Genomic DNA, 20644 nt, shown 5'->3' on the forward strand with positions numbered 1-20644 from the left:
TTAGCTGAACTGCTCGCGGTACTGGACGGGCGTCAGGCCAAGCTTTTCACCAAACAGAAAACGCATGTGCCGTACGCTGCCGAAACCGCTTTTATAGGCCACGGTCTTGAGCGGCAGGTCGGTGGTTTCCAGCAGGTTGCGGGCGTAGTCGATGCGCGCGCTCTGGACGAACGCCATGGGGGTCATATTGGTCTCGCGGACGAACATCCGCGAGAAGTGCCGGGGACTCATGTTCACCAGGGCCGCCATGCTCTGGATGCTGAATGCCTCGTCGAGATGTTCGAGCACATGATGCTGCACCCAGGTCACCGGGGTCTGCTGGGGCGCCACGGCCGCGGTCAGCGGGCTGAACTGCGCCTGTCCACCATGGCGCTTCATCACCACCAGCAGCACCTTCGCCACGTCCTGGGCGACTTTCTTGCCGTGATCCTCGGCCACCACCGCCAGCGCCAGGTCGATACCGGCTGTGACACCGCCGGAGGTCAGCAGCTTGCGGTCGCGCAGGTAGATCCGGTCGGTCTCGACCTGGGCGGCGGGGAAGGCCTTGATCAGCCGGTCGGTGTAGTGCCAGTGGGTCGTCACACGGTGGCCGTCGAGCAGCCCGGCGTGTCCGAGAACAAAGGCGCCGGTACAGATCGAGCCGTAGCTGAGCGCCTTTTCGGCAGCGCCGCGCAGCCAGTTGACCAACGCCGAGTGAGTCCTGTTGTAGCCACCCGGACCGCCTGGCACCAGCAGCAGATCATAGCTGGACTGCGCCTGGTCGATGCACAGGTCGGCCTGCACCCGCACGCCGTTGGACGCACGCAAGGCACCCGGCTCGCTGCCGATGGTCAGGAGTTGATACTGGTCCGCAGGCTTGAGGTAGCGGTTGGCCATGGAAAACACTTCCATGGGCCCGGCCATGTCGAGCAGGAGAAAATCAGGAAACAGCACCATCGCCACGGTTTTCATTGCTTGGACATCACTTCACTATCAACGGGGAGCGCCCACGCGACCGCCCGGGCATGACGACCTGGCTGGAATGGGGTGAATGAGAAGCATACAGGAGGGTTGCCCCAGACTGTCAACCAGAAGGAGACGGTCTTTCTATTTTCACCTACTTATTGAACCAATGAGTAAATATTAAGCTTCTCCTCACTCGGACGAATCAACGTCCACACAGGAGAATTCATCATGCTGACCCTTCGCAAGGCTACCGATCGCGGCGTCGCCAACCATGGCTGGTTGAAGTCGTTCCATACCTTTTCCTTTGCCAACTACCGCAACCTCAACGAGCAGGGTTTTTCCGACCTGTTGGTGATCAACGATGACCGGGTAGCGGCCGGCAAGGGCTTCGGCCAGCATCCGCACCGGGACATGGAGATTTTCTCCTACGTGCTCGACGGTGCCCTGGAACACAAGGACACCCTCGGCACCGGTTCGGTGATCCGCCCGGGTGATGTGCAACTGATGAGCGCCGGTACCGGCGTGGCCCACAGCGAGTTCAACCACTCTCACGACGAGCTGGTGCACTTCCTGCAAATCTGGATCGTGCCCGAAGTCAGTGGCGCGACCCCGCGTTATCAGCAGCAGCATTTCAGCGAAGAACAGAAGCGCGGCCGCCTGGCGCTGATCATCTCCCCTGAAGGGGAACAGGGTTCGCTCAAGGTGCGCCAGGATGCGCGGGTCTATGCCGGCCTGTTCGACGGCCAGGAAACCGCCAGCCTGGAACTGGCCGAGAACCGCTACGCCTATGTCCACGTCGCGCGTGGCAGCGTCGAACTCAATGGCCTGGTGCTGCAGACCGGTGACGGTGTGCGGGTACGCAAGGAACGCCTGCTGACCCTGGCCAACGGTGTCGATGCCGAAGTCCTGGTGTTCGACCTGCGGCCCGAAGAACTGCCGCAAATGCCATGAGGCTGAAACAGCCCGGGGGTTCGCAGCCCTCGGGCCTTGCCTGTGGAAGGGCTACCCGCAGGCCCGCGTTTGAGGCATCAGGCGGATATCGACCCGTCGATTGGCCGCACGCCCCACCTCACTGTCATTGCTCGCGATCGGCTGGCTGGCCGCCAGCCCCTGTACGGCGAAGCAACTGTCGGGGATATCACCCATTCGCTGCATCCAGTCGCGCACCGCGCTGGCGCGGGCATGGGACAACCGCTGGTTGTACTCGGCATCGCCCGTGGCGTCGGTATGTCCGGTAATCACCACCAGCCAGCCCGGTTGAGTCTTGATATCCGCCAGGGCGTCGATCAACAGCCGGGTCGAGTCAGGCCGCAGCTCGACACTGCCAGCCTCGAACAGTGACAGGCTATCCAGGCGCAACGGTTCCGGCGGCATCCGCACCAGCCGGGACCAGGAGGATTCCTGCCTGGCCAACCACCAGGCCCCACCCGCCGCGCTGGCCACCACCAACACCATCACGAACACCCATGGCAGCAGACGGCCCCTGCGACGTATCGCTTGCGGTGCCGCAGAGGGCGTCACGATGATCATCGGCCTCAGGAGAGCTTGCTGGACCGTGAAGACCGGCTGAAACGGCACGCTCACTTCATTCATGACCGGCTTGCGTGACAGGCGTCGGCTCAGGTTGCCCAGTTGCTCACGCAGGGCGTGCAACGCAACGAATGGCTGCTGCAGTCGAGATTCCAATTGCCGGTCCAGGGACTCCATCACCTGTTCCAGGCGCCCCAGTGCCGACAGTTCCTGCCCACCGCTTTCCCAACCCCGTAGCAGCACGCGCAACCGAGCGAACAACCAGGCCAGGACTTCCAGGCGTGCCGCCTGCGAGGCAGGCCAGCAATGCCGCCATTCCCCCAGCAGCATTTCGATCAACGACAGCCCCTGCACCATCCCCTGCGGTCCATACAGTTGGCTGCAGGCCACCGTAAAGGCCGCTGCGCCTTGCAGCTCCGCGCCGTTCCTGTGAAACAAGGTCATGCACAGTCGCTCCACTTCGACCCAGTCCACGACCGGACAGGCTGGATGGCCAAGCTTCGCCAACTCGTCGAGCAACGCCGTGAACTCGACGAAACCACGCGGGTCCCCACCGACTCGAACATGCATTTCAGTCAGCATCATCGGGCATCCTTTCCGGCAAGGGGTTCATGACGGCGACAGGGAGCCCTGCCTCTTGAGGTGCCGCACCAACACCCTGCCCTCGGGCCCGAGCCGGGTGCCGAAACACACCCGTCGACCGCCCTTGAGCTGCACATCGAGGGCGTACTCCAGATGCCCTGGAAGGCTCTGGGGCAAAGGTTCGATGGCAACCGCCGCCAAGCGCGACTCATACTTGAGCAAGGTGTCGACCATGGTGCCCATCAGGCTGTGCGCCGCGGCGGGCAGGCCCTGCAGGATCACCCCCATGTCAGGAAGACCGTAGTCCGGCAGGTGGCTGAGGCTGCCGGCGCGGCTATTTAGAATGCGCTGCAGGTTGTCCAGCACCGAGAGGGTGTACTGGTCTTCTTCAGTGACCCGGTGCAGGTCCAGTTCACCCTTGAAATGGTGCAGCAGCATTTCGTAGAGCGACGGGTTGTATTCGGTCATGGCCTAGTCCTCTGACAACGGACGCAGAGTCAGCCGATTGCCTGCCACTTCGATGACCCTTGGGCGCTCGGGGTCCAGGTCGTCACGGGCCAGGGCCAGCCGCCAACTGTCGCCGAGCTTGTCGGGCTCGCGGAACAAGCCGGCCACCACGATGAAACCGGCGTCCTTGTCCAGGGGCACGTTCAACTGTGCAGCGCCACCCGGCCTCACTACCACGCTGCGCTCATCCAGCAGCGTGGCACCGAGCACACTGCGCGCATCGCTCAACAGCAGGTCGTAGGTTGCCCTTTGCCCCGCCGCGTTGTCGCGCAACTGGTAGACCCGTACCTGCGTCGGCACCGGTGGGGCGTCCATTTGCGCCCCACCGGTGTTCATCGCCACCCGGCCGTCGAAGTCCAGCCGCAGGGTCTTTACCTGCTTGTGGAACACCGCGCTGGCCATCGAGCGGGTACCGTCGCCCACCGACTGCACCAGCCCGCAGCCACCGAGCAGCGCTGCCGTGGTGGCAAGCACCCATGCGTTACGAAGAATACGCGACATACTGTGTCTTCCTGTCCTGAGGGTTGTTTCGCAGGCCCTGGTAGCGGCCCAGATCGATGGTGACGAGGCCGTCCTGCGCGGCCTGCCAGTGCCCGCTGCCCGAGCCCAGCAGCGCGGTCATGCCGAGCAGTACCGGCACCCGCCCCAGTCGCGGCGGCGGCAGGCTGCGGATCGGCAGCGACAACTGCAGCTTCGCCGTGCAACGCCAGCCCAGGTAAACCCGCAACAGCACCAGCAGGTCGCTGTGCAACGGCCCTCCTGGCAGCCAGTCACGGGACTCCTGCAGGTCCTCCGTGTGCAGGCAAAGCAGCAACTGGCTGTTGGCATCCTGCCCCACCGGCCCCAGGGGTGTGCCCTGGGACAGGCTGACCGGTGGGTCCGTGGACAGGCCCGCAGGGCGTTCCAGGAAAACCTTGCACGGCCAGTGCGGTATGGCCCGCACCCGGGTCGCGGGCGCCAGCAGCTTGACCAGGGCACTGACGCCCTCGGCGTTACGCGTAGGCAGGCGCATCACGCCGAGCAAGGCGAGAAACCGCGACAACGGCGTGGCAAAGCGCTCGGCGGTGCCGGGAATGCCGAGGCCGATCAGGCCCAACAGGCACTGCGAGGTGACATCGCGCCCACCGGCCTGGAACGTCGCCGGGTAAGAGTACTTGCGCCAGATCCGGTAGAACTGAGTGAAGATCCGATGGTTGAAGATATCGAGAAAGGCTTCGAGCGCCTCATGCCCTTCCCGCCTCTGGGCGATATCGTCCAGGTACGCCGTGGGTAGCGGCGAGCCGATCCCGTACAGGCCGAGCAGCCGGGTGCGCACGGTGGCCGGTGCCTGCGGATTGTCCGGGTCGAACTCGATGGCACGCAGTTCGCCGACCGGAAAACCCATCCCCGGGTCGGGTCGAAAGCGCACCGCGTCGTCCATCGGGCTGGTGGTGCTGCCCAGCGGCGGATGTCCCGGCAACGCCAGCTCGAGCAACTGGCAGAGGCGATACAGGTTGGCCTCGGCCACCTGCCCTTGCAACAGGTCCAGCAGGCCGCAGGCCTTCAGCCGGGAATACGCTGACTGTGGTTCTCGTTCCATCGCAGGCACTTTCCGGTCGGTTGCAAAATCAGGGTGAGCTGGTTGTACAGGTGGATGTCGGCATACAGGGCAAAGAAGCGGTTGAGCATCTCGCCGAACAGGCTGATATCACCCTCGCCGCAAAAGCCGTTGGCATCCAGGGTGATCTCGATATCCACCCCGCGCAGCAGGAAGCCCCTCTCGAAACGCTGGATCAGGTGGTGACGCACCTCGACGATTGCCTCGAGCCGGCGCCGGTTCAGTTCGCTACCGGTCCATTCGTAAAGGGCCAGGGTGCCGCGCAGCACCTCGGCGCTGTCGAGCATCGGCAGGAAATTCGAACCGAGGTGACTGAGTACGCGCCAATGGAAGCGATCCCGATTGGGCGGATAACACGGCAAGGTCGGCGCACACAGGTTGCGCACCCGCAAGGCGGTCTGGGTGGAACTCACCGGGGTATCGAGCAAGGTACTCTGCAAGGCCTTGCGCGGGAGCTGGCCGTGGGTGCCGGTCAGGCGCAGGGACAGGCTCTGACCGCTGCGCAGGCGATCCTGGTCGAAACCGCCGCCGCCAAGGATCAACCAGGTGTGATGCAAGCCATTGGCGCCGCGCTTGAGGCGCGTATGGAAGTAACGTTCCGGGGCCTGGTCGCGCAGCATGCCACCCTTGTGGCGAAAGCTGCTGAACGGCACGTAGTCCTGGCGTTCGGCGCCCTTCGAGGAAGTCACCTGGTCCACCGAATAGATTTCGGTATGGCCGTCCTGCACGCGTATGGGGCGTAGCAGGTAGTCGGTTTGCAAGGGGTCCAGGGGCATCGGATCGGCATCGAGGGTAAACAGGTTGATCACCGGCACCGCATGCAGGCGAATATCCGTGTCGCCTGGCGCGGTTGGGTGCTGCCAGGGCTGGCCGAGCACGACCTCGAGCTCGAACCAGGGCGTGCCAGGCTCCATCTCGGCGTGCTCCAACCCATGGAGGGTGACGAACATGAACTTCTCACGAAAGACGAAGTACTCCAGCAGCAACTGGTAGCCACTGAAGGCGCTGTCGCCCTTGGGCCACAGGCGATCCTCATCGGCAAAGCCCTTGGGTGAAAAGTGGCCCCCCAGCCGCTGGCGCCGTGCCTGGCCCGGCAGTCGCACATACAGCGCCTGGCAATCGAGCGTCAGCGCCTGGTGCAACGCGCAGGCCAGTGGCGCATCGGCATTGAGGTACAGCACCAGGCGGCTCAGGTCGATATCCTCCCAGGGCACATTGCTGGCGCGGGTAAAGCGCAGGCGCAGCATCGAGCGGCCATCCGGCTCGCAGGCCAACCGCACGAAATCCAGGCCCAGCGGGCGCAGGGTCAGGTCCTGGGTGGTGGTGTAGCGACAGCGGGTGCCCTGGGGTCCGATGGGTTGCGACAGCACCTCGAAGCCCTGGGCGATGGTCTCGCAGCGTTTCATCTGCGCCAGGTCGGGAACCAGCTCGACGATCGACAGCGAGGCGACCGTGCGCAGGTAATGCGGCCAGAGCAGGCTGACCAGGCCCTCGGTCAACTCCGGCAGGTCGTCGTCGAGCTTCTCGCGCAGGCGCCCCATCAGGAACGCAAAGCCTTCGAACAAACGCTCCACGTAGGGATCATGAGCGCCTGGCTTGTCCAGATTGAGCAGCGCCGCGCGGTCGGGAAAGGCCTGGGCGAACTCCTTGCCGGCCTCGCGCAGGTAACGCATCTCGGCGTCGAAGTAATGCAGTGTCAGATTATCTGTACTCACGAAAAACCTCCTGGGCAAATGGCTTCAGCCACAGAGCACCGCGGCGCGCACCGGGTCGAGACTCACCAGCGCCGCCAGCAGCGTGTCCATGCGTCGGTTCAGGCCGGCCTTGTCGGCATCGCCGCGCTGGGCCTTCAGACGCAGCAACTTGAGCAGGCGGGCCTTGACCTCGAAGCTCAACGCCGGCTCCCATTTGGCCAGCGCCTGGCGCCGGGCGACGGCCTCCAGTTCCGCCAGCAGATGCAACGCCAGGTCGCTCTTGCCGTACTGCTCGGCCACTCGCGCCATCAACAGGTGCAGGAGCCAGCGCTGCCGGCCACTGTCGATGCCCGGCCGGGCGGCCAGCCAGGCGATGGCGGCGTCAACGCCATCGCTGTCGGCCTGGGCCAGGGCCTCCTCTTCCAAGGCCAGGATTTCGGCATCCGCAGTGGGTGGCGGGGTGGCCTGCACCGCCAGCCAGGGCTGGGGCGGGTTGCCCGTGACGTGCTGGTCGATCCACTCGCGGGTGGCGTCGTCGGCAAGGGGCGTGCCGTCGCTCCAGCACAGGGTCTCCAGGCCGGGCAGGCGTTCGAGAAACATGCCCAGGTCGCGCTGGACGATGGCCGCCCAGCCGTTCTGCGGCGTGGGTTGCTGACCCAGCGCCCGATGCAGGTACCACTGCAGGTCCAGCCAGAAATGGTTCACCCCTTCGGCATAGATGCGCTCGACCTGTTCGAGCAGTTCATTCCAGTTCTGCTGCAGATACAGGCGCTTGAGTTGCGCGCGGTACTCGGCACGTGGCGCGGCCAGACGGGTATTGCCCGTGGTGTTCTGGGGCGGCGTCTGGTGCACGCTGTCCCAGCGCAGGCTCTTCATCAGCCGGTGGGCGGCCAGCCAGCCCAGGGGTTGCTCGCGCAAGTAGGTTGCCAGGGTCCGGCCACTGTCCAGCAGGTCTCGCCCGGACTTCAGCGACATGGCCGGCAACACCGCCGCCCGGGCATTCGGTTCATGGCTGGCGCTGTTTTGCGGCACCACGGCATCCACCCCGCCAGACTGCGCCAGCCGGGCCGACAGGGCATCGTAGAGCGCCGTCAGCAGCGGGCGCTGCTCCGATGGCCAGGCCCCCAGACCATGCTCCAGCCAGGCCAGCGCGGCAACCGTACGCTCGGCCTCGTGTTTCACCACTTCGGGGTACAGCGACAGACTGTCCAGTACCTTGCTGCTGGCCAGCCATTCCAGCGCCATCCGGCGGCGGTTGGGGCGGGCGGGCAGCACCTGGTCGGCATAACGTTCGATCAACACCGCCAGCAGGCTGAGGCCATCGGCCAGCCCCGCCTCGCCATCGACCTGCAGGCGTGCCCACAGGTAGTAGGTGGCCACCCGCAAATCCTTGCAGCGCCGCACCAGGAGCTGTCGGGCCAGCGCTATCACTTGCCCGGCATCCGCTCCAGAGAGTTTGTCGACCTCCTCGCGCATGCGCTGGAAATCATCGTCGTAACCGGGGTCCTCGCCCACCGCGCAATCTGCATCAATGGGTGCGAGCCAGTCTTCCCAGCGGGCGGCCTGGCCGCGGGCCAGGGACAGCGCGTCGCGCCCCTCCAGGCAATTGGCGATCAGTGTCTGCAGGCTCATTCGAAACGTCCCTTTCCGGCCAACGGCTCCCCCGACTCGCGGGAAGCGACAAAGATCTGCCTGGGCAGCTTGAAACCGCGCAACTTGAGCAACGCCAAAGGCCCGGCCCCCAGTTCGGTACGCAGGTGCCAGGTCAGGTCCAGGCCGTCGGGGGCCTTGAGCACCAGGCGGTAACGGCTGTCGCCATCGTCCAGCGGCGTGACCCGGGCTTTTTCCAGCAAACGAATCAGCCCCCAGGTGCCCGAATGATCAGCCAACAGTCGTTCACCGGCGTAGATGCTGGTCCAGCTCAGGCTCACGCCGGGATAGTCGCTGCGGCCCGGCCAGTTGAAGCGTTGCCAGCTTTCCTGCTGGTTGAAGTACAGATGCTCCTGGCCATTGAGGATGAAACGGGTCTGCTCCACGTCGCGCACCGCCTTGCCTTGCAGTTCGAAGCCCAGGCCCAGGCCGCCATCGGTGTAGAGCACGTCGGCCAGGTGGCTGAGTTGGTTCACCGCAGTGAGGAACTGCGGATTGACCGTCAGCCCCTGACTGTAGGTGGGGTCGACCACCCACTGGCTGCCGTCCTTGTGCAGCACCCCGCCCAGTTGCCGTTGCAGGAACTGCTCGATGCGCCCCGAGTCGGCGCGAATCATCTGTCCCAGCATGGGCAGCGAGGCGTCGCTGCTGGTGTTCACGAAGGGGTAACGGCCGGTAAATGCCGTCTGCCAGTCACTGACGATCGACTGTTGCCACTGGCGATTGAGGCTGGTCGCCGAGGGTTGCAGCACGCGTTGCCAGGCCTGCTCCAGCGGTTGCACGAACAGCGTGCGGCCGACGCTCTCCCACTCCGCGCCCAGGCTGGCGGCGATCAGGCTGGCGTAGGCGCGGGTGTCGGTGAGGTCGATGCGCCTGCCCTGGAATACCGTCTGCGCCAGGCCACGGGCCACGGCCTGCGGATCGACAGCGGTACTCACCTGCTGCAGTTGCAGGCGCACGCCGGTCACCCGGGTAAGAAAGGCTTGCAGGCTCAAGGTTTCCGGCCCGGCCGAGCCCTCGGAGTGCTTGCCCAGAAGACTCAGCAACGGTCCGAAGGTGGCGTCCAGTGGGCCGGCCAGGTCCTGGGTTTCGAGGGGTATGACCTTGTCCTGCGCCACCACTTGTTGGGCGGACTGGATCAACGAGTCGGCCAGGGCCTGGCGGCGACCGCCGGCCTGCCCCTGGTAGGCCAAGGTGTTCATCAGCGCGATCAGCGGCGACTGGCGCGTGTCGCTCATCAGGCTCAGTTGCTCGATCACATCACCCAGGCTCTCGGCCCGATGCCAGCGCAGGCTGTCGAGAAAATCCAGCCAGGCGCCGGCGTATTCCTGGAAATAGCGTTCGGTGAGGTGTTCCCTGAGCACCTCGGGGGTCAGCGACGGGTCGACGGCGACCGGCTTTTCACTGAGTACCCAGTCGATTTCCTCGCGGCGCGCCCGAGCGACCCGCTCGATGGCCGGGCGCACCTGGCCTTCCCAGGCCTGGCGGGTGAACACCCCCGGTACGCTGGCGGTGGTGGAAAACAGCCCGTGAGTGTCGCCGAGCATTTGTGGCAGGCCCAGGTCCGGGTAATGCGGCGCGGCCTGGTCGAGCACCTGGCGGTATAGGCTGGCTTCGGCATTGCGCTGGCCCAGTTGCCCGAGCAGGACTTGCCGCACCTGCCGGACCAGCAGCGGGTCGGCCTCGATGCGCCAGCCCGGATGAGCCGCCAACTGGTCGGCATAGAACTGCCACAGGCTGGGCGACAGGAGTTCCCACAGGTCTGGGGAAATGCCCTGGCGCAGGGGTTCGAGGCTGCCCAGGGTGCTGGCGAGGAAGTCCGAGTCGACCTTTTCCGGGCGGGCCATCATCAGGTACGCCTTCAGTTGCCGATGGGCCGCCGGGGCTTGGCTAGTGCGTTCGGGGCTGTCCGGGGGCAGTTGGACCAGGGCATGCAACTGTGCCTCCAGGGCCTTCGCGGCCGGGTCGCGGATCAACCGATGGTTGGCCTCGATGTAACGGGGCCACAGGGCGTCGAGCAGGTCGGCGGTCGGGTCCAGGCCGAAGCGCTGGTACCAGGGTGCGCCGTACTCGGCCCGGTGAACCAGGCGACCCAGCACGAGCACCAGCTCATTGAGGCTCAGCACTTGTCCGTTGCCATCGCTGGGTTGTTCCAGCGCTGCCAACGACGTGTGGATCTGACCGATCTGGGCGCGGTTGCTGGCTGCGGACAACAGCAGTCCGGCGCCCCACACGGCGGCCAGGGTCAGCAGCGCCACATGACCGACTCGCGTGGCCGGCCAGCCGAGCCGACGCAGCCGCACGCCGCGGTCATCGACGATGCCCTGCCAGCTCGGCGTCGGCGGCCAGAGATGCGCCGCCTCATTGGCCGCGCGGGGCAGCGGCAGGCCGAACCACAGGCCGCGCAGCGGTACGCTTCGGCCCAGCGCGCCGAGCCAGGGCGCCAGCGCCTGGCGCCAACGGGCCATGCCCTCGGCCTCGAGATCGCGGGCCAGGCGATAGAGAAAGTCATGGGTCATGACCTGGCGCATCTGCCGCATACCTTCCCGGCGCAAGAGGGGCAGCAGCGCTTCGAGCCGGGTGTGCAGATCGACGGCGTTGAACGGCGCCGGCATCAGCGTACCGACCGGCTGGGTGGTGCGGTCAGCCTGACACCACTCGCTGTCGCAGATCTGCCACAGGTGCAGCGGCAGTTGCCAATGCAGGTCCTGGGCTAGTTGCCGCAGATGCCGGGTACCGTTGCGGATCGCGGTCGGGTCGGCGCTCTGCGCCTTGTTCAGCGCCCAGACCACGCCGTCCAGCGGGCGCCAGCGGCTGAGGCCGTGCCAGTGGCTGAACAGTGCGGGGGTGGTTTCGGCGTGGATGTCGCCGCCCCAGAGCAGCAGTGCGCCCTCGCCTTCCTGCCACTTCTGCCCGGCCAGGCCAGGGGCGATGGCTTCGATCTGCTCGGGCTCGCCGACGACCAGCAGCAGGCGCAGTTTGCGGCGCCAGAGCCTGCCGTGGTGGTCGTGCAGGTGCGTGAGCAATTCAGGTAGCCATGGCCGGACGGCCTTCGTGCCCCCCCTGGTTTTGCGCAAGGCCTTTGGCCAGGAATGGATCACCAGCGTGCGAATACCCTGCTGCGTCACCTGCCAGACCAGCAGCGACACCGCAAGCAGAACCACCCAGCAGAGCGCCGCCTTGAACAGGATGTCCTGCAGCATGGCTGCATCAGTCGGCCACGAGTCCGTCCAGTAGCACCAGGCCAGGCCTGCGAGGGCGACCAGCAAGGCCAGGACCACGACCAGTAGCAGCAACGTTCGCCAGGCGTGGATACTCGGGGTTTCAAGGGTTTGAGTCATCGGGTTCAACCACTCCCATGGCCAGGCTGTGATGGGGATCGTTCGCCAACCAGGCGCAGGGCATGCCCTGCTGCTCGGCATACCAGGCCGCCAGGGTCTGCACGACCATGGCCTCGAGGCCGGCCAGCGCGCCGAAGTGGGCGTCCTGCAGGTGTTGTCGGGTGTTCCAGCCGAGGGCGGACAGGTCGGGAACGTCAGGCTGGGAGAACGACACGCAGGCTTGCACCGGTGTCTCTCCCGTGCGCTGTTGCTGTGCGCGTTCGGCCACTGCGGCCAGGCTGTCGGTATCGGCGGCAAACCACTCGCCGCGGGAAAAACGCACGCCGCCCCGGGGACCGAGCAACCACAGCAAGGCGGCCTCCCCCGCGGGCAGGCGGTTCTCTGGCAACGCCGCTGAAGACTGGCAGCCGGCACAGAGAATGCGCGCATCCGCCGGGGCGCCCTGTAACCGGTCGATGATCGCGTCCAGGCTGTCGAGGCCTAGCCAGGGCTCGGGGCGTTCGGGCAACTGCACCTGCGGACAGCAATTCGCCATCTGCTCGACAAAGGCCTGCCAGGCGTCAGGCGTGCCCTGCCAGTAGCAGCACAAGGGCTGCACGACGATGGGCTCGGGCTGTTGTGCCTGCCAGCGCAGGGCCAGCAGTGTCGCCAGTTGGCGCTCGCGCTCGGTGCTGTCGCTACCCGACACCTGACGTATAAAGCGGTCGATGCTCTTGTTTTTCCTGCGCGGCACGGGCGGCAGGGCGTCGGCTCGAAACAGGCCTTGCGCTTGCGCCGGTGTCTGGCACGCGGCGCCAAGCAGCACCGAATCGACCAGCGCGACCTGCTGCCGATGCTGTTGCCACCAATGGCGCTGCACCTGTCGCACCGTTTCGTCATAGCTGTGCGCGTTGTGTCGGTTGAAGCGGTAGAACAACACCCGCAGCAGCAAGGCCAGCACCCAGAGCAGCAGCAGGAAAACCACAACGGCCACCACCACGCGCGTCTCGACAAAGGGCCGTATCACTGCACTGGCACTGGCCACCAGGGCCAGCAGCGCGACAACACTGGCCAGCCAACGCGCATACACCGGAGGCGCCACCCGCGGATAGGCCGCGAACGCGGGCGCCAGCTTCATGAAGCCACCCATGAATCGGGCATGGAGCTGACCAGGGTGCATCCGCAGGCGCAACGATGACCGTGCAGCGCCACCGGGCGGTCGTTGACCTGGAACAACTCGCTGCCTTCGGCAATCCAGGTCAGGCCATGCAGCTTGCAGCGCACGGCGTCCCCCTGGCAGGCAATGGGCTGGCCGTAATAGGGCGAATGCCCTTCCAGTACGCTGCCACCGAACTCGCGCAGCGTATCGCCTTGTCGAACTACCGGTCTCATCATTTACCTCCCGCCTTGCGGCGCATTTCCCTGCGGACATGGTTGCGGCGACGGCAAGCACAAGGAGGCTTGACGAAAGAAATGCGGATAAGTGCAACTACCGTTTCTTTTGCCGGAACAGTCAATCATTCGAAATACTTGTTCCATCACGTGAAAAACATTCAAACAGTTTCTATCAACCGACAGAAGCAACCTGCGAATAAGTTTCTGACCTATAAAATAAAACCAGTTATATCAGCGAGGCGTGCCCCTGATCAAAAATGGCCAACCCAGCCATCACCAATTCCATACTTTTAAAAAAACAAGATAAACCCCTGGCACGACAAAAAATATAGCCACTACACTAGGAAAAATTCTCCCATAAAAAAAATGGGTCAGCGCAACCCCAATCAAAGCAGCCGGCACCAGCATTACAATGACCACAACTATAGTAACCGGAAGAAAAATCAAAAGACCAAGAACTAAATCATTATTATTCAAGATGAACGCATACAAAACCAACAAGCAGGAAATCGATCCAACAATAGAACCAAACCATTCCCTAGCCCTATCGCTAATCAACCTCCATTCTATCGATTCAAATAAAACTTCATTATCATCATCTTTCATGATCAGTCTCCATAAACCAATGAACAATCAACTACTTCTCGTTTAGAACACGGCACTCCAGCAGCCAATGCGCCGTAGAAAGTGGTACTGCAATGTCGCTATCCAGGCCTTGTCGGCCGTTGGGCATTCGTCGCCCTGAAAAACCTGGGCAGATCACCTTGGACATGACTGCGGCTCCGGCAGGTGCAAGGGGGTCTTGATCGGGTATTCGGGGCTGCCGTAGGCGTAGCAAGACGTGGTGACCTGCAATTCTTCGCAAGGCAGAAAATGCACGGTAAGGCCGCAGACCTTCTGACCGGTGTAGTCCGGGACGGGGACGGTCTTGCTGTATTTGCGTTTCTGAGCTCTGATCTTTTGAGCCCATGCTTCATACCTAACCTCATCAGCAAAGCCAGGAAAACCATCGGGATAAGCCACACCGGTCTCCCAATCCACCCGCACCGTCAATCCCGGTTTCCAGCGCGCCGGAGCGATATAGCAACATCCACCTCCACCGCCCTGATAGGGACCGATGATGTCGATCCCCGAACGGCCATCCACGTTGAAATGGTTGATTGCCCAATGGGTATGGTTGATGGCTCCCAACGTACTGGCCTGGGCACCCTGTCCCAAAATCACCCCGCCGAACAAAGCGCATAGTGCGCCAAGTCGGAATCGCCATGAAGCGGGCCCCTGGAAAGCCATTGATGCAGTAGAAAACCGACTCACTTCAAACCGAAGCATCATCCACCTCCCCCGTCGCCCTGGCATGAGACGCCTTCCACCGTGCATCTATATTGCGCAACGCCTGGGCCTTGCGTTCGGGGTCCATGTACACCGGAGCGTTCTCGGTTACATTCGCCAACAACTGCTCGCCGTTTTCGTCGTAACGCACCAGCTCCCGGCTCCCCACATCACCGAAGAACACCATGCGTTCAAGCAGGTAGCTGCCGAAGGGCTCGCGGCCGTGTTTGTAGAGAAACCAGGCTCGGGAGTCGTGGACCTGATTGTCGAACAGCGCCCTGAGCAAACCTTCCGGCTGCCCGGCGTTGCGGCTTTCGTCCACATTGCCCCGGTTGTTTTCGTCCAGGTGGTTCTGCTCATGCCTGGGAGGCGGGAACAATGGTCGAACCCGAGCCAGGCCCAGCTCTTTCATCTGCTTTCGCTCGGCCCATATCCGGGCAAGCGACTGCACGCTCACCGCCACGCTCGGACGCACCCGCCAGATCGCGACGGAAAACGTCAGACTCTCACCCCGAAAATGCTGGGCAAACTCCTCGGCGGCCTCCCGCAACTGGGTCTGCGCCATGTCAGGGTCGAAGTCCTTGACCCCGGGTTCGAGCGGCAGGCTCGGTGTCCGGTCAGAATACTCGCGGGCCAATTGCTCCTGGCGACGCTTCTCGACTTCGGCCTGTTTCTGATTGCGCCTCGCCTCGGCATTGCTCCGGGCCTGCAGGTCGGACTCGGTATCGCTGGCCTCAAGATAGAACGGTGCCTTTCGCAGCGTGGCAAAGGCATAGCGGTCGATACGCCAGGCGGTGATCCAGCCCATCTGGTCACGCAGGGCCTCTTCGACGGTGACGGGGGCTTCTAGCGGTTGGTAGTGTTCAACTCGTTCGATGGGGAGCGGCTGGTCTGAGGGGATCAGACCTAGAGTGACCAGGCGCCAGGCGTTGAAGCGGTCGACTAACGTAGAGGAAACACGAAACTGCTCTACAACCTCAAACTCCATCACCCTCCAAAGCTCACGCTGTAACCCCGTCGGCAAGGCTTCTCTCGGCACTTTTAATGGTGCGCCATGGGCAAAGGCATCGGCATATAGATCATTCAGTGCAATCTGCGACAACAACAGACCATCACCTACCCGAGAGTCCTGGCTAATGGCCTTCCCCTGATCCCCAGGCGGATACCCTCCCCCCTGATCCGAATGCATCCCCGGATGCAATACCTCCAGGCTATTGTCCGGATACTCGCCACTCTGGCGGCGAATGGAGTCCAGCGGAAAGCACTGACGCTGCTCATGGCTGGCGACAATATGCAGGCAGCGCTTGACCAGGCTGCTCATCGGCAGTTCCTGGGTGCCATCCGCCCAGCCCATATGCCCCTGCGCCCCCGGGAAGATATCGGCGGCCCCCACCGAAGCCACGGTATCCAGCAACCCGAGGTAATCCACACTGATGGGCAGCGGCAACTCCATGCCCGCCAGCTTCAGCGCCGGCGTCGTCTCGGTGTTCGACAGCAGTTGGTCCAGCCAGCAGACAAAGGCTCGCGCCGCCGCGGCACCTCGAGAAAAACCATAGACATACAACTTGACGCCCAGCAGCTTGCATTGACCGGGAGTCGGCTGCTTCAGGGCAATATCCAGTGGTTTGAGCAATGCCCAGAACTGCTTGACGAACTCGCGCCGACGATTGCTGCGACCGGTCAACGACTCCAGCCCATGGGTACTGCCCATGGCCTTGACCGAGGCCAGAAGGCTCGCATTGTCTTGGCGGGGCAAGCCGAGCATGCGCCGCAGGGCGTCGACCAGCATCAGCAGCCCCCAATTGATGCGTTCTTCGCCATAGCTGGCAGCGCCCAGGCCAGAGAGGCTGTAGTCCAGGTCGCCCACCTCGGGGAAAGGCGTACCAACCCCGGGCATGTAGTACTTGTAGTGCTGGCCGTGGCCGGTGCCCGGTTCATCGACCAGCCCATGGGTCCTGCTGTGGGCCGTACCGCCCGCATAACCATCGCCGATACTGGCCCGGAACAACCGTGCGATATTGGTTGGGTGCCGGGGCGTCGACAGGTAGAGGTCGTTGTTGAGGTTGTTGCCGGTGCCATCGAAGCACAGGCTGATATGCAGGGTCCTGCAGCAAGGCGGCATGACCCGCCGCCCAGCGGCCACGCTCATGGCATCCTGGTAGTCGTCCTCCAGCTGGCATCGGCGCCGGATATTCTGATAGACCTGTCCTGCTCGTTGAGGCAGGCGCCCCTGGATGGGGAACTGCGGTGGATACCAGGCAGGCGCACGTTTCACTTCGGACATGAGGTAGGCTCCGGTAAATGCAGGGGGGTCTTGATCGGATATTCGGGGCTGCCGTAGGCGTAGCAAGACGTGGTGACCTGCAATTCTTCGCAAGGCAGAAAATGCACGGTAAGGCCGCAGACCTTCTGGCCGATGTAGTCCGGTACTGGGGCTAGCTTGCTGTGTTGGCGTTTTTGCGCTTTGACCTTTTCCCGCCAAGCGTCGTACTTGGCCTCATCAACAAATCCGGGAAAACCGTCGGTGTACGCCGACCCCGTTTCCCAATCCACCCGCACCTTCAATCCCGGCTCCCAGCGCGCCGGAGCGATATAGCAACAACCACCTCCACCGCCCTGATAGGGACCGATGATGTCGATCCCCGAGCGCCCATCGACACTGAAATGATTGATCGCCCAATGGGTGTGGTTGATCGCTCCCAGGGTGCTGGCCTGGACGTTTTGTACGCAGAGGCCCAACGCCAACAGTGAGACACCCAATAAGCGGCGCAAACAGGGTTCGGACATAGGTTCACTTCCTCTTGTCATCGGACGCCTCCAGTCGGGTCTGGCTGACCCTGTCGAGAACATAGGCCTGGCGTTCGGCATTCAGCAGCAACCCGGCCGCAGTCGCCGCGAGCATGGCGGCGAAACAAGCCTGGAAACGCTGCTCCGCCCCCCACTCGCCAGGAAACGCATCGGCCAGTTCATCAACGGCTGCGGTGGCATCGCTGGCACAACCAAAGACGTCCATCTGCCGGTCGCTGAGCTCCATGGGGCTGATATCCGCAGCACACTCCAGCGCATCGCCCTCCCCAGGCAACCACTCGGGCAGGCCGTCCCGATTCCGCCAACTCCAGAACAGCGCGGGTCTCAAGAACCGCTGTTGCTGGTCAGGTTCCAGCACATGGCTGAACAACAGCGGGAACAGGCGCGAGTCGTAATAGCGCAGCAAGCCCGAGTGACGGCCATTGACCGCCTCGACACATCGGCCGAGGTGCTCGGCCAGGGTCCGGAAGGACCAGGGAGAAGCCAGTGCCAGCACCAGCGAAGGGTCCAGTACACCCTGCAGCCCGTTCAGCCAGTGCCGCTGAAACGGCTGCTGCAGGTCGACACACACCAGCAATGGTGCCAGGTTCTCGTGCATGGCCTCTGGCAGCCCGGTGAACAACGAATACCAGGGTATCGGCGGGTCGACGGCCTGGACGCTGGGCAGCAACGACTCGTCGCAGCCCGATTGGTCGATAATGATGTGCACGTCATTGACGTGTAGCTCGGCGCAGGATGTTTCCAGCAGCTCGAGCCAGTTGGCGGAATCCCTGCCACTCATGTCCGGTCCTCCCGATTGGCGAAGCCCCGCGCTTTGGCCCTGGCTCTTTTCACACATTCCTCACACACCGAACCCGGCAACTCTGGCAGCGCAAACACCTCCTCGGCCGGAGCGTTGACCCGGTGATGCCCCTTGATACTGACCAACCCCGGCCCATGGATAAGGATCTCTCCGCTGGGCGTGATACGGATGCTGCCGCCGCCACAACCCAGGGTGATGCCGTTCGTGGCCGTCAGTTGCAGGTGCCCCTGCACCGACTCGACGCTGATGTCCTGCTGGGCGGCCAGCTTCAGCTCGTCGGCATGGGACTCGATCTCCAGCGGCCCCTTGCCGGACACCAGGCGCAGGCCCTCCTCGCGGGCCAGCAGCGAAATCGCCTGGTCGGCATGGGCCGACAGGCGCTGGGCGGCCGCCAGGTTGATTTCGTCCTGGCTTTGCAGGTAGAACGCGTTGCCGCTCTTGAGCAGGACGCTGGCGGGCGTCACGGCCGCGACGCCCTGGGGAGCGCTGAGCAGGATGGTCGGTTGCTGGAGATCCTTCGCCGCCGCCTGCAAGCTGCGCAGGCCCTCGGTGCCGGGCTGGCGGCCATGATGGGCCTCGCTGATCGCCTGCCAGTCGGTGAACTGCTCCAGCGCCTGCTGAACCAGGCCGGTGGCCGGTTCCATGCTCAGCACGCCCGCCTTCGCCCTCTCCTGTTTATCAGCACTGATAAACACGCCCTTGCCCCCCCGAATCGCCCCCCAATCATCGGTGCGCAACTCAAAGCCTTCCCCGCGCTTGTTCTTCGCCGCATCCACCAGATGCCCCAGGTTCAGCTGGCTCTTGCCGCCATACTCGGTGCTGAGCTTCACATGTTCCTGCCCGCGCAAGTCCTCCATGCGCAGCTTGTTGTTGGCCGGGGTACGCAGCACGTTGCGGCTGTGGTCGCGCCGATTGAAGGTCACGTGGTCCGGCCGGTCGCTGTCGTGCAAGGCGTGGGCGATGTAGGGCCGGTCCGGATCGCCCTGCTCGAAGGCCACCGCCACTTCGGTGCCGGCGATCAGCGGCAGGTGCAGGCCGTGGGTTTCGCCCGCATAGGGTCGCGCCAGGCGCAGCCAGCCGCTTTCCTGCCCCGTCGGCCAGGGCTCGCGGTCGAACAGGAAATGCACCCGGTAGCGGCCTTCGAAATCGATCTCGGCGTAGCGGTGGCTCTTGTCCGGGTGGCTGACCCGGGCCGGCAGGGTTCCGGCGATCTTCGGCCGGGGCAGCACGGGCGGGCGGAAGCAGATGCGTTCCGCGTAGGGCATGGCCTCGAAGCTGACTTCCAGGCTGCGATCGCGCGCGGCCTCCAGTAGCAGGCGGGTGATCACCGCACCCGGCTCGAAGGCCTGCGGCGCCCCGCCGCTGATGTTCAGCACCTGGCCGGGCGCCAGGCCCGCCTGGCTGCTGTGGCCGCTCAGGCGGGTGCGCTCGTTGAAGTAGCGCTCGTGACGCAGCCGGGCATAGAAGAAGCCGCTTTCGCTTTGCAGGTCTTCGTCCTGGGCATAGGCATCGCCCAGCACCCGATAGGCTTCAGCGTAGTGGTAGGCCTCGCCGTAGGTGCCCAGGGCCCCACGGCTCTGGTCGACCTCGCCATCGAGGTGGGCGTGGGCCTCGCGGTGGTGGTAGGCACGAACGCTGACGCTCTTTTCCACCACCCGGTGGCGGCACTGCAAGCCCCACACGCTGTCCTCGCCGAGGCTGCTCAGGCCCGAGGACGGGCGACAGGGCAACTCGATCTGTGGCTTGGCGTAGCCACGCTGGTCGTCGTGGAACTCGACGACATCGATCATCAGGCGCTCGTCGTGGCGGAAGCAGTACCAGATGCCGACCTCGGCCAGCAGCCGGGCAATGAATGCCAGGTCGCTCTCGTCGTACTGCATGACCTGCTCGCGCCGGGGGTATTCGCGCACCAGTTGGAAGTGAAAGTCCTGGCCGTAGAATTCATGGCGGCCGCGCAGGATATGCTCGACGATTTCCGGCACCGAACGTTGCTGGTAGAGACGAAATTGCTTGCCCCGCTCCAGCAGGGCCAGGTGCGGCTGCAGGGTGATCTGGTAGCGGGCCTCGTCGCGGGACGCGGACAGGCGCTGGAAGTCGGTGATCACCCCGAACACGCTGCGCAGCGGCTTGATCTCGGGTTCCTTCAGGCCCGGGATGTTCAGGCGTTTGACCGGCATCGGCCACAGGGTGAAGCCGGCGTCGCGACCGAGGATGCTTTCGACGGCGAGGTCCTGTGCGGTGCAGGTGAACTCCACCGTGTAAGCGAACGGTTGGCTCAGCTGTTCCTCGCCCTTGAAGGCCAGCACGTCGAGGCTGGCGTCCAGGTCACGGACCTCGAGCTTGTGGCGGCTGTGGTCGAAGAAGATGGGTTGTACATCACGCATGCTCAGTACTCCGCGCTGCGTTTGCGATGAGGCATGTCCGATACCGGTTTTTCCGGCGCCTGCCAGCTGGCACGGGCGACGGGCCGGATAACCTCGCACGG

Annotated in this window: 17 protein-coding genes; 1 reads left to right on the plus strand and 16 read right to left on the minus strand. The window is 64.0% G+C overall.

What is annotated here, in order from left to right; all coding sequences use genetic code 11:
- Positions 1-951 (minus strand): GlxA family transcriptional regulator, encoded by a 951-nt coding sequence (locus tag AC6I6U_RS22535; protein WP_497878237.1) that lies wholly within the window; start codon positions 949-951, stop codon positions 1-3.
- 222 nt (positions 952-1173) lie between these two features.
- Here AC6I6U_RS22535 and AC6I6U_RS22540 point away from each other — a divergent pair, with 222 nt between their 5' ends.
- A complete protein-coding gene (locus AC6I6U_RS22540; protein WP_497878238.1) occupies positions 1174-1896 on the plus strand; it encodes a pirin family protein in 723 nt (240 codons plus the stop codon).
- A 51-nt stretch (positions 1897-1947) separates the two neighbouring features.
- Here the strand turns inward: AC6I6U_RS22540 and AC6I6U_RS22545 are convergent, their stop codons facing one another.
- From AC6I6U_RS22545 to AC6I6U_RS22615, 15 genes are all read right to left on the minus strand, one after another.
- Complete coding sequence (locus AC6I6U_RS22545) at positions 1948-3060, minus strand: OmpA family protein (protein ID WP_497878239.1); 1113 nt, start codon at positions 3058-3060, stop codon at positions 1948-1950.
- A 24-nt stretch (positions 3061-3084) separates the two neighbouring features.
- Positions 3085-3525 (minus strand): type VI secretion system baseplate subunit TssE, encoded by a 441-nt coding sequence (gene tssE, locus AC6I6U_RS22550; RefSeq protein WP_497878240.1) that lies wholly within the window; start codon positions 3523-3525, stop codon positions 3085-3087.
- A 3-nt stretch (positions 3526-3528) separates the two neighbouring features.
- Positions 3529-4065, minus strand: a complete 537-nt coding sequence (gene tssJ, locus AC6I6U_RS22555; protein ID WP_497878241.1) for a type VI secretion system lipoprotein TssJ — start codon at positions 4063-4065, stop codon at positions 3529-3531.
- On the minus strand, positions 4046-5143 hold the full coding sequence (gene tssG, locus AC6I6U_RS22560; RefSeq protein WP_497878242.1) for a type VI secretion system baseplate subunit TssG: 1098 nt from the start codon (positions 5141-5143) through the stop codon (positions 4046-4048). Before tssG ends, tssJ begins: the two co-directional genes overlap by 20 nt.
- The gene (gene tssF, locus AC6I6U_RS22565; protein ID WP_497878243.1) at positions 5107-6876 is read right to left on the minus strand and encodes a type VI secretion system baseplate subunit TssF; all 1770 of its coding nucleotides are present in this window, start codon (positions 6874-6876) and stop codon (positions 5107-5109) included. Before tssF ends, tssG begins: the two co-directional genes overlap by 37 nt.
- Positions 6877-6900: 24 nt before the next feature.
- Positions 6901-8487: a type VI secretion system protein TssA gene (tssA, locus tag AC6I6U_RS22570; protein WP_497878244.1), complete on the minus strand. Its 1587-nt coding sequence runs from the start codon at positions 8485-8487 to the stop codon at positions 6901-6903.
- Entirely contained in the window at positions 8484-11846 is a 3363-nt protein-coding gene (locus tag AC6I6U_RS22575) for an ImcF-related family protein (protein WP_497878245.1), read from the minus strand. Before AC6I6U_RS22575 ends, tssA begins: the two co-directional genes overlap by 4 nt.
- Positions 11830-12963: a KPHS_23130 family T6SS system protein gene (locus AC6I6U_RS22580; protein ID WP_497878246.1), complete on the minus strand. Its 1134-nt coding sequence runs from the start codon at positions 12961-12963 to the stop codon at positions 11830-11832. Before AC6I6U_RS22580 ends, AC6I6U_RS22575 begins: the two co-directional genes overlap by 17 nt.
- Positions 12960-13217 (minus strand): PAAR domain-containing protein, encoded by a 258-nt coding sequence (locus tag AC6I6U_RS22585; protein WP_497883081.1) that lies wholly within the window; start codon positions 13215-13217, stop codon positions 12960-12962. Before AC6I6U_RS22585 ends, AC6I6U_RS22580 begins: the two co-directional genes overlap by 4 nt.
- Positions 13218-13493: 276 nt before the next feature.
- Positions 13494-13826 (minus strand): hypothetical protein, encoded by a 333-nt coding sequence (locus AC6I6U_RS22590; RefSeq protein ID WP_497878247.1) that lies wholly within the window; start codon positions 13824-13826, stop codon positions 13494-13496.
- Positions 13827-13979: 153 nt separating this feature from the next.
- Complete coding sequence (gene tli1a / locus AC6I6U_RS22595; protein ID WP_497883082.1) at positions 13980-14510, minus strand: Tli1a family immunity protein; 531 nt, start codon at positions 14508-14510, stop codon at positions 13980-13982.
- 25 nt (positions 14511-14535) lie between these two features.
- Positions 14536-16833: a T6SS phospholipase effector Tle1-like catalytic domain-containing protein gene (locus AC6I6U_RS22600; protein WP_497878248.1), complete on the minus strand. Its 2298-nt coding sequence runs from the start codon at positions 16831-16833 to the stop codon at positions 14536-14538.
- Complete coding sequence (tli1a, locus tag AC6I6U_RS22605) at positions 16821-17336, minus strand: Tli1a family immunity protein (protein WP_497878249.1); 516 nt, start codon at positions 17334-17336, stop codon at positions 16821-16823. Before tli1a (AC6I6U_RS22605) ends, AC6I6U_RS22600 begins: the two co-directional genes overlap by 13 nt.
- Positions 17337-17340: 4 nt before the next feature.
- Positions 17341-18138: a toxin Tle1 chaperone Tla1 gene (gene tla1 / locus AC6I6U_RS22610; RefSeq protein WP_497878250.1), complete on the minus strand. Its 798-nt coding sequence runs from the start codon at positions 18136-18138 to the stop codon at positions 17341-17343.
- Entirely contained in the window at positions 18135-20543 is a 2409-nt protein-coding gene (locus AC6I6U_RS22615; protein ID WP_497878251.1) for a type VI secretion system Vgr family protein, read from the minus strand. Before AC6I6U_RS22615 ends, tla1 begins: the two co-directional genes overlap by 4 nt.
- Between the last annotated feature and the right edge of the window lie 101 nt (positions 20544-20644).

It is taken from the genome of Pseudomonas sp. UTLPPB19802 (genome assembly GCF_059730225.1).

Excerpts from the sequence above, each read along its gene's own strand:
- AC6I6U_RS22535 (WP_497878237.1), bottom strand. The coding sequence starts at position 951 with ATGAAAACCGTGGCGATGGTGCTGTTTCCTGATTTTCTCCTGCTCGAC.
- AC6I6U_RS22540 (WP_497878238.1), top strand. The coding sequence starts at position 1,174 with ATGCTGACCCTTCGCAAGGCTACCGATCGCGGCGTCGCCAACCATGGC.
- AC6I6U_RS22545 (WP_497878239.1), bottom strand. The coding sequence starts at position 3,060 with ATGATGCTGACTGAAATGCATGTTCGAGTCGGTGGGGACCCGCGTGGT.
- tssE (WP_497878240.1), bottom strand. The coding sequence starts at position 3,525 with ATGACCGAATACAACCCGTCGCTCTACGAAATGCTGCTGCACCATTTC.
- tssJ (WP_497878241.1), bottom strand. The coding sequence starts at position 4,065 with ATGTCGCGTATTCTTCGTAACGCATGGGTGCTTGCCACCACGGCAGCG.
- tssG (WP_497878242.1), bottom strand. The coding sequence starts at position 5,143 with ATGGAACGAGAACCACAGTCAGCGTATTCCCGGCTGAAGGCCTGCGGC.
- tssA (WP_497878244.1), bottom strand. The coding sequence starts at position 8,487 with ATGAGCCTGCAGACACTGATCGCCAATTGCCTGGAGGGGCGCGACGCG.
- AC6I6U_RS22575 (WP_497878245.1), bottom strand. The coding sequence starts at position 11,846 with ATGACTCAAACCCTTGAAACCCCGAGTATCCACGCCTGGCGAACGTTG.
- AC6I6U_RS22580 (WP_497878246.1), bottom strand. The coding sequence starts at position 12,963 with ATGAAGCTGGCGCCCGCGTTCGCGGCCTATCCGCGGGTGGCGCCTCCG.
- AC6I6U_RS22585 (WP_497883081.1), bottom strand. The coding sequence starts at position 13,217 with ATGAGACCGGTAGTTCGACAAGGCGATACGCTGCGCGAGTTCGGTGGC.
- AC6I6U_RS22590 (WP_497878247.1), bottom strand. The coding sequence starts at position 13,826 with ATGAAAGATGATGATAATGAAGTTTTATTTGAATCGATAGAATGGAGG.
- tli1a (WP_497883082.1), bottom strand. The coding sequence starts at position 14,510 with ATGGCTTTCCAGGGGCCCGCTTCATGGCGATTCCGACTTGGCGCACTA.
- AC6I6U_RS22600 (WP_497878248.1), bottom strand. The coding sequence starts at position 16,833 with ATGTCCGAAGTGAAACGTGCGCCTGCCTGGTATCCACCGCAGTTCCCC.
- tli1a (WP_497878249.1), bottom strand. The coding sequence starts at position 17,336 with ATGTCCGAACCCTGTTTGCGCCGCTTATTGGGTGTCTCACTGTTGGCG.
- tla1 (WP_497878250.1), bottom strand. The coding sequence starts at position 18,138 with ATGAGTGGCAGGGATTCCGCCAACTGGCTCGAGCTGCTGGAAACATCC.
- AC6I6U_RS22615 (WP_497878251.1), bottom strand. The coding sequence starts at position 20,543 with ATGCGTGATGTACAACCCATCTTCTTCGACCACAGCCGCCACAAGCTC.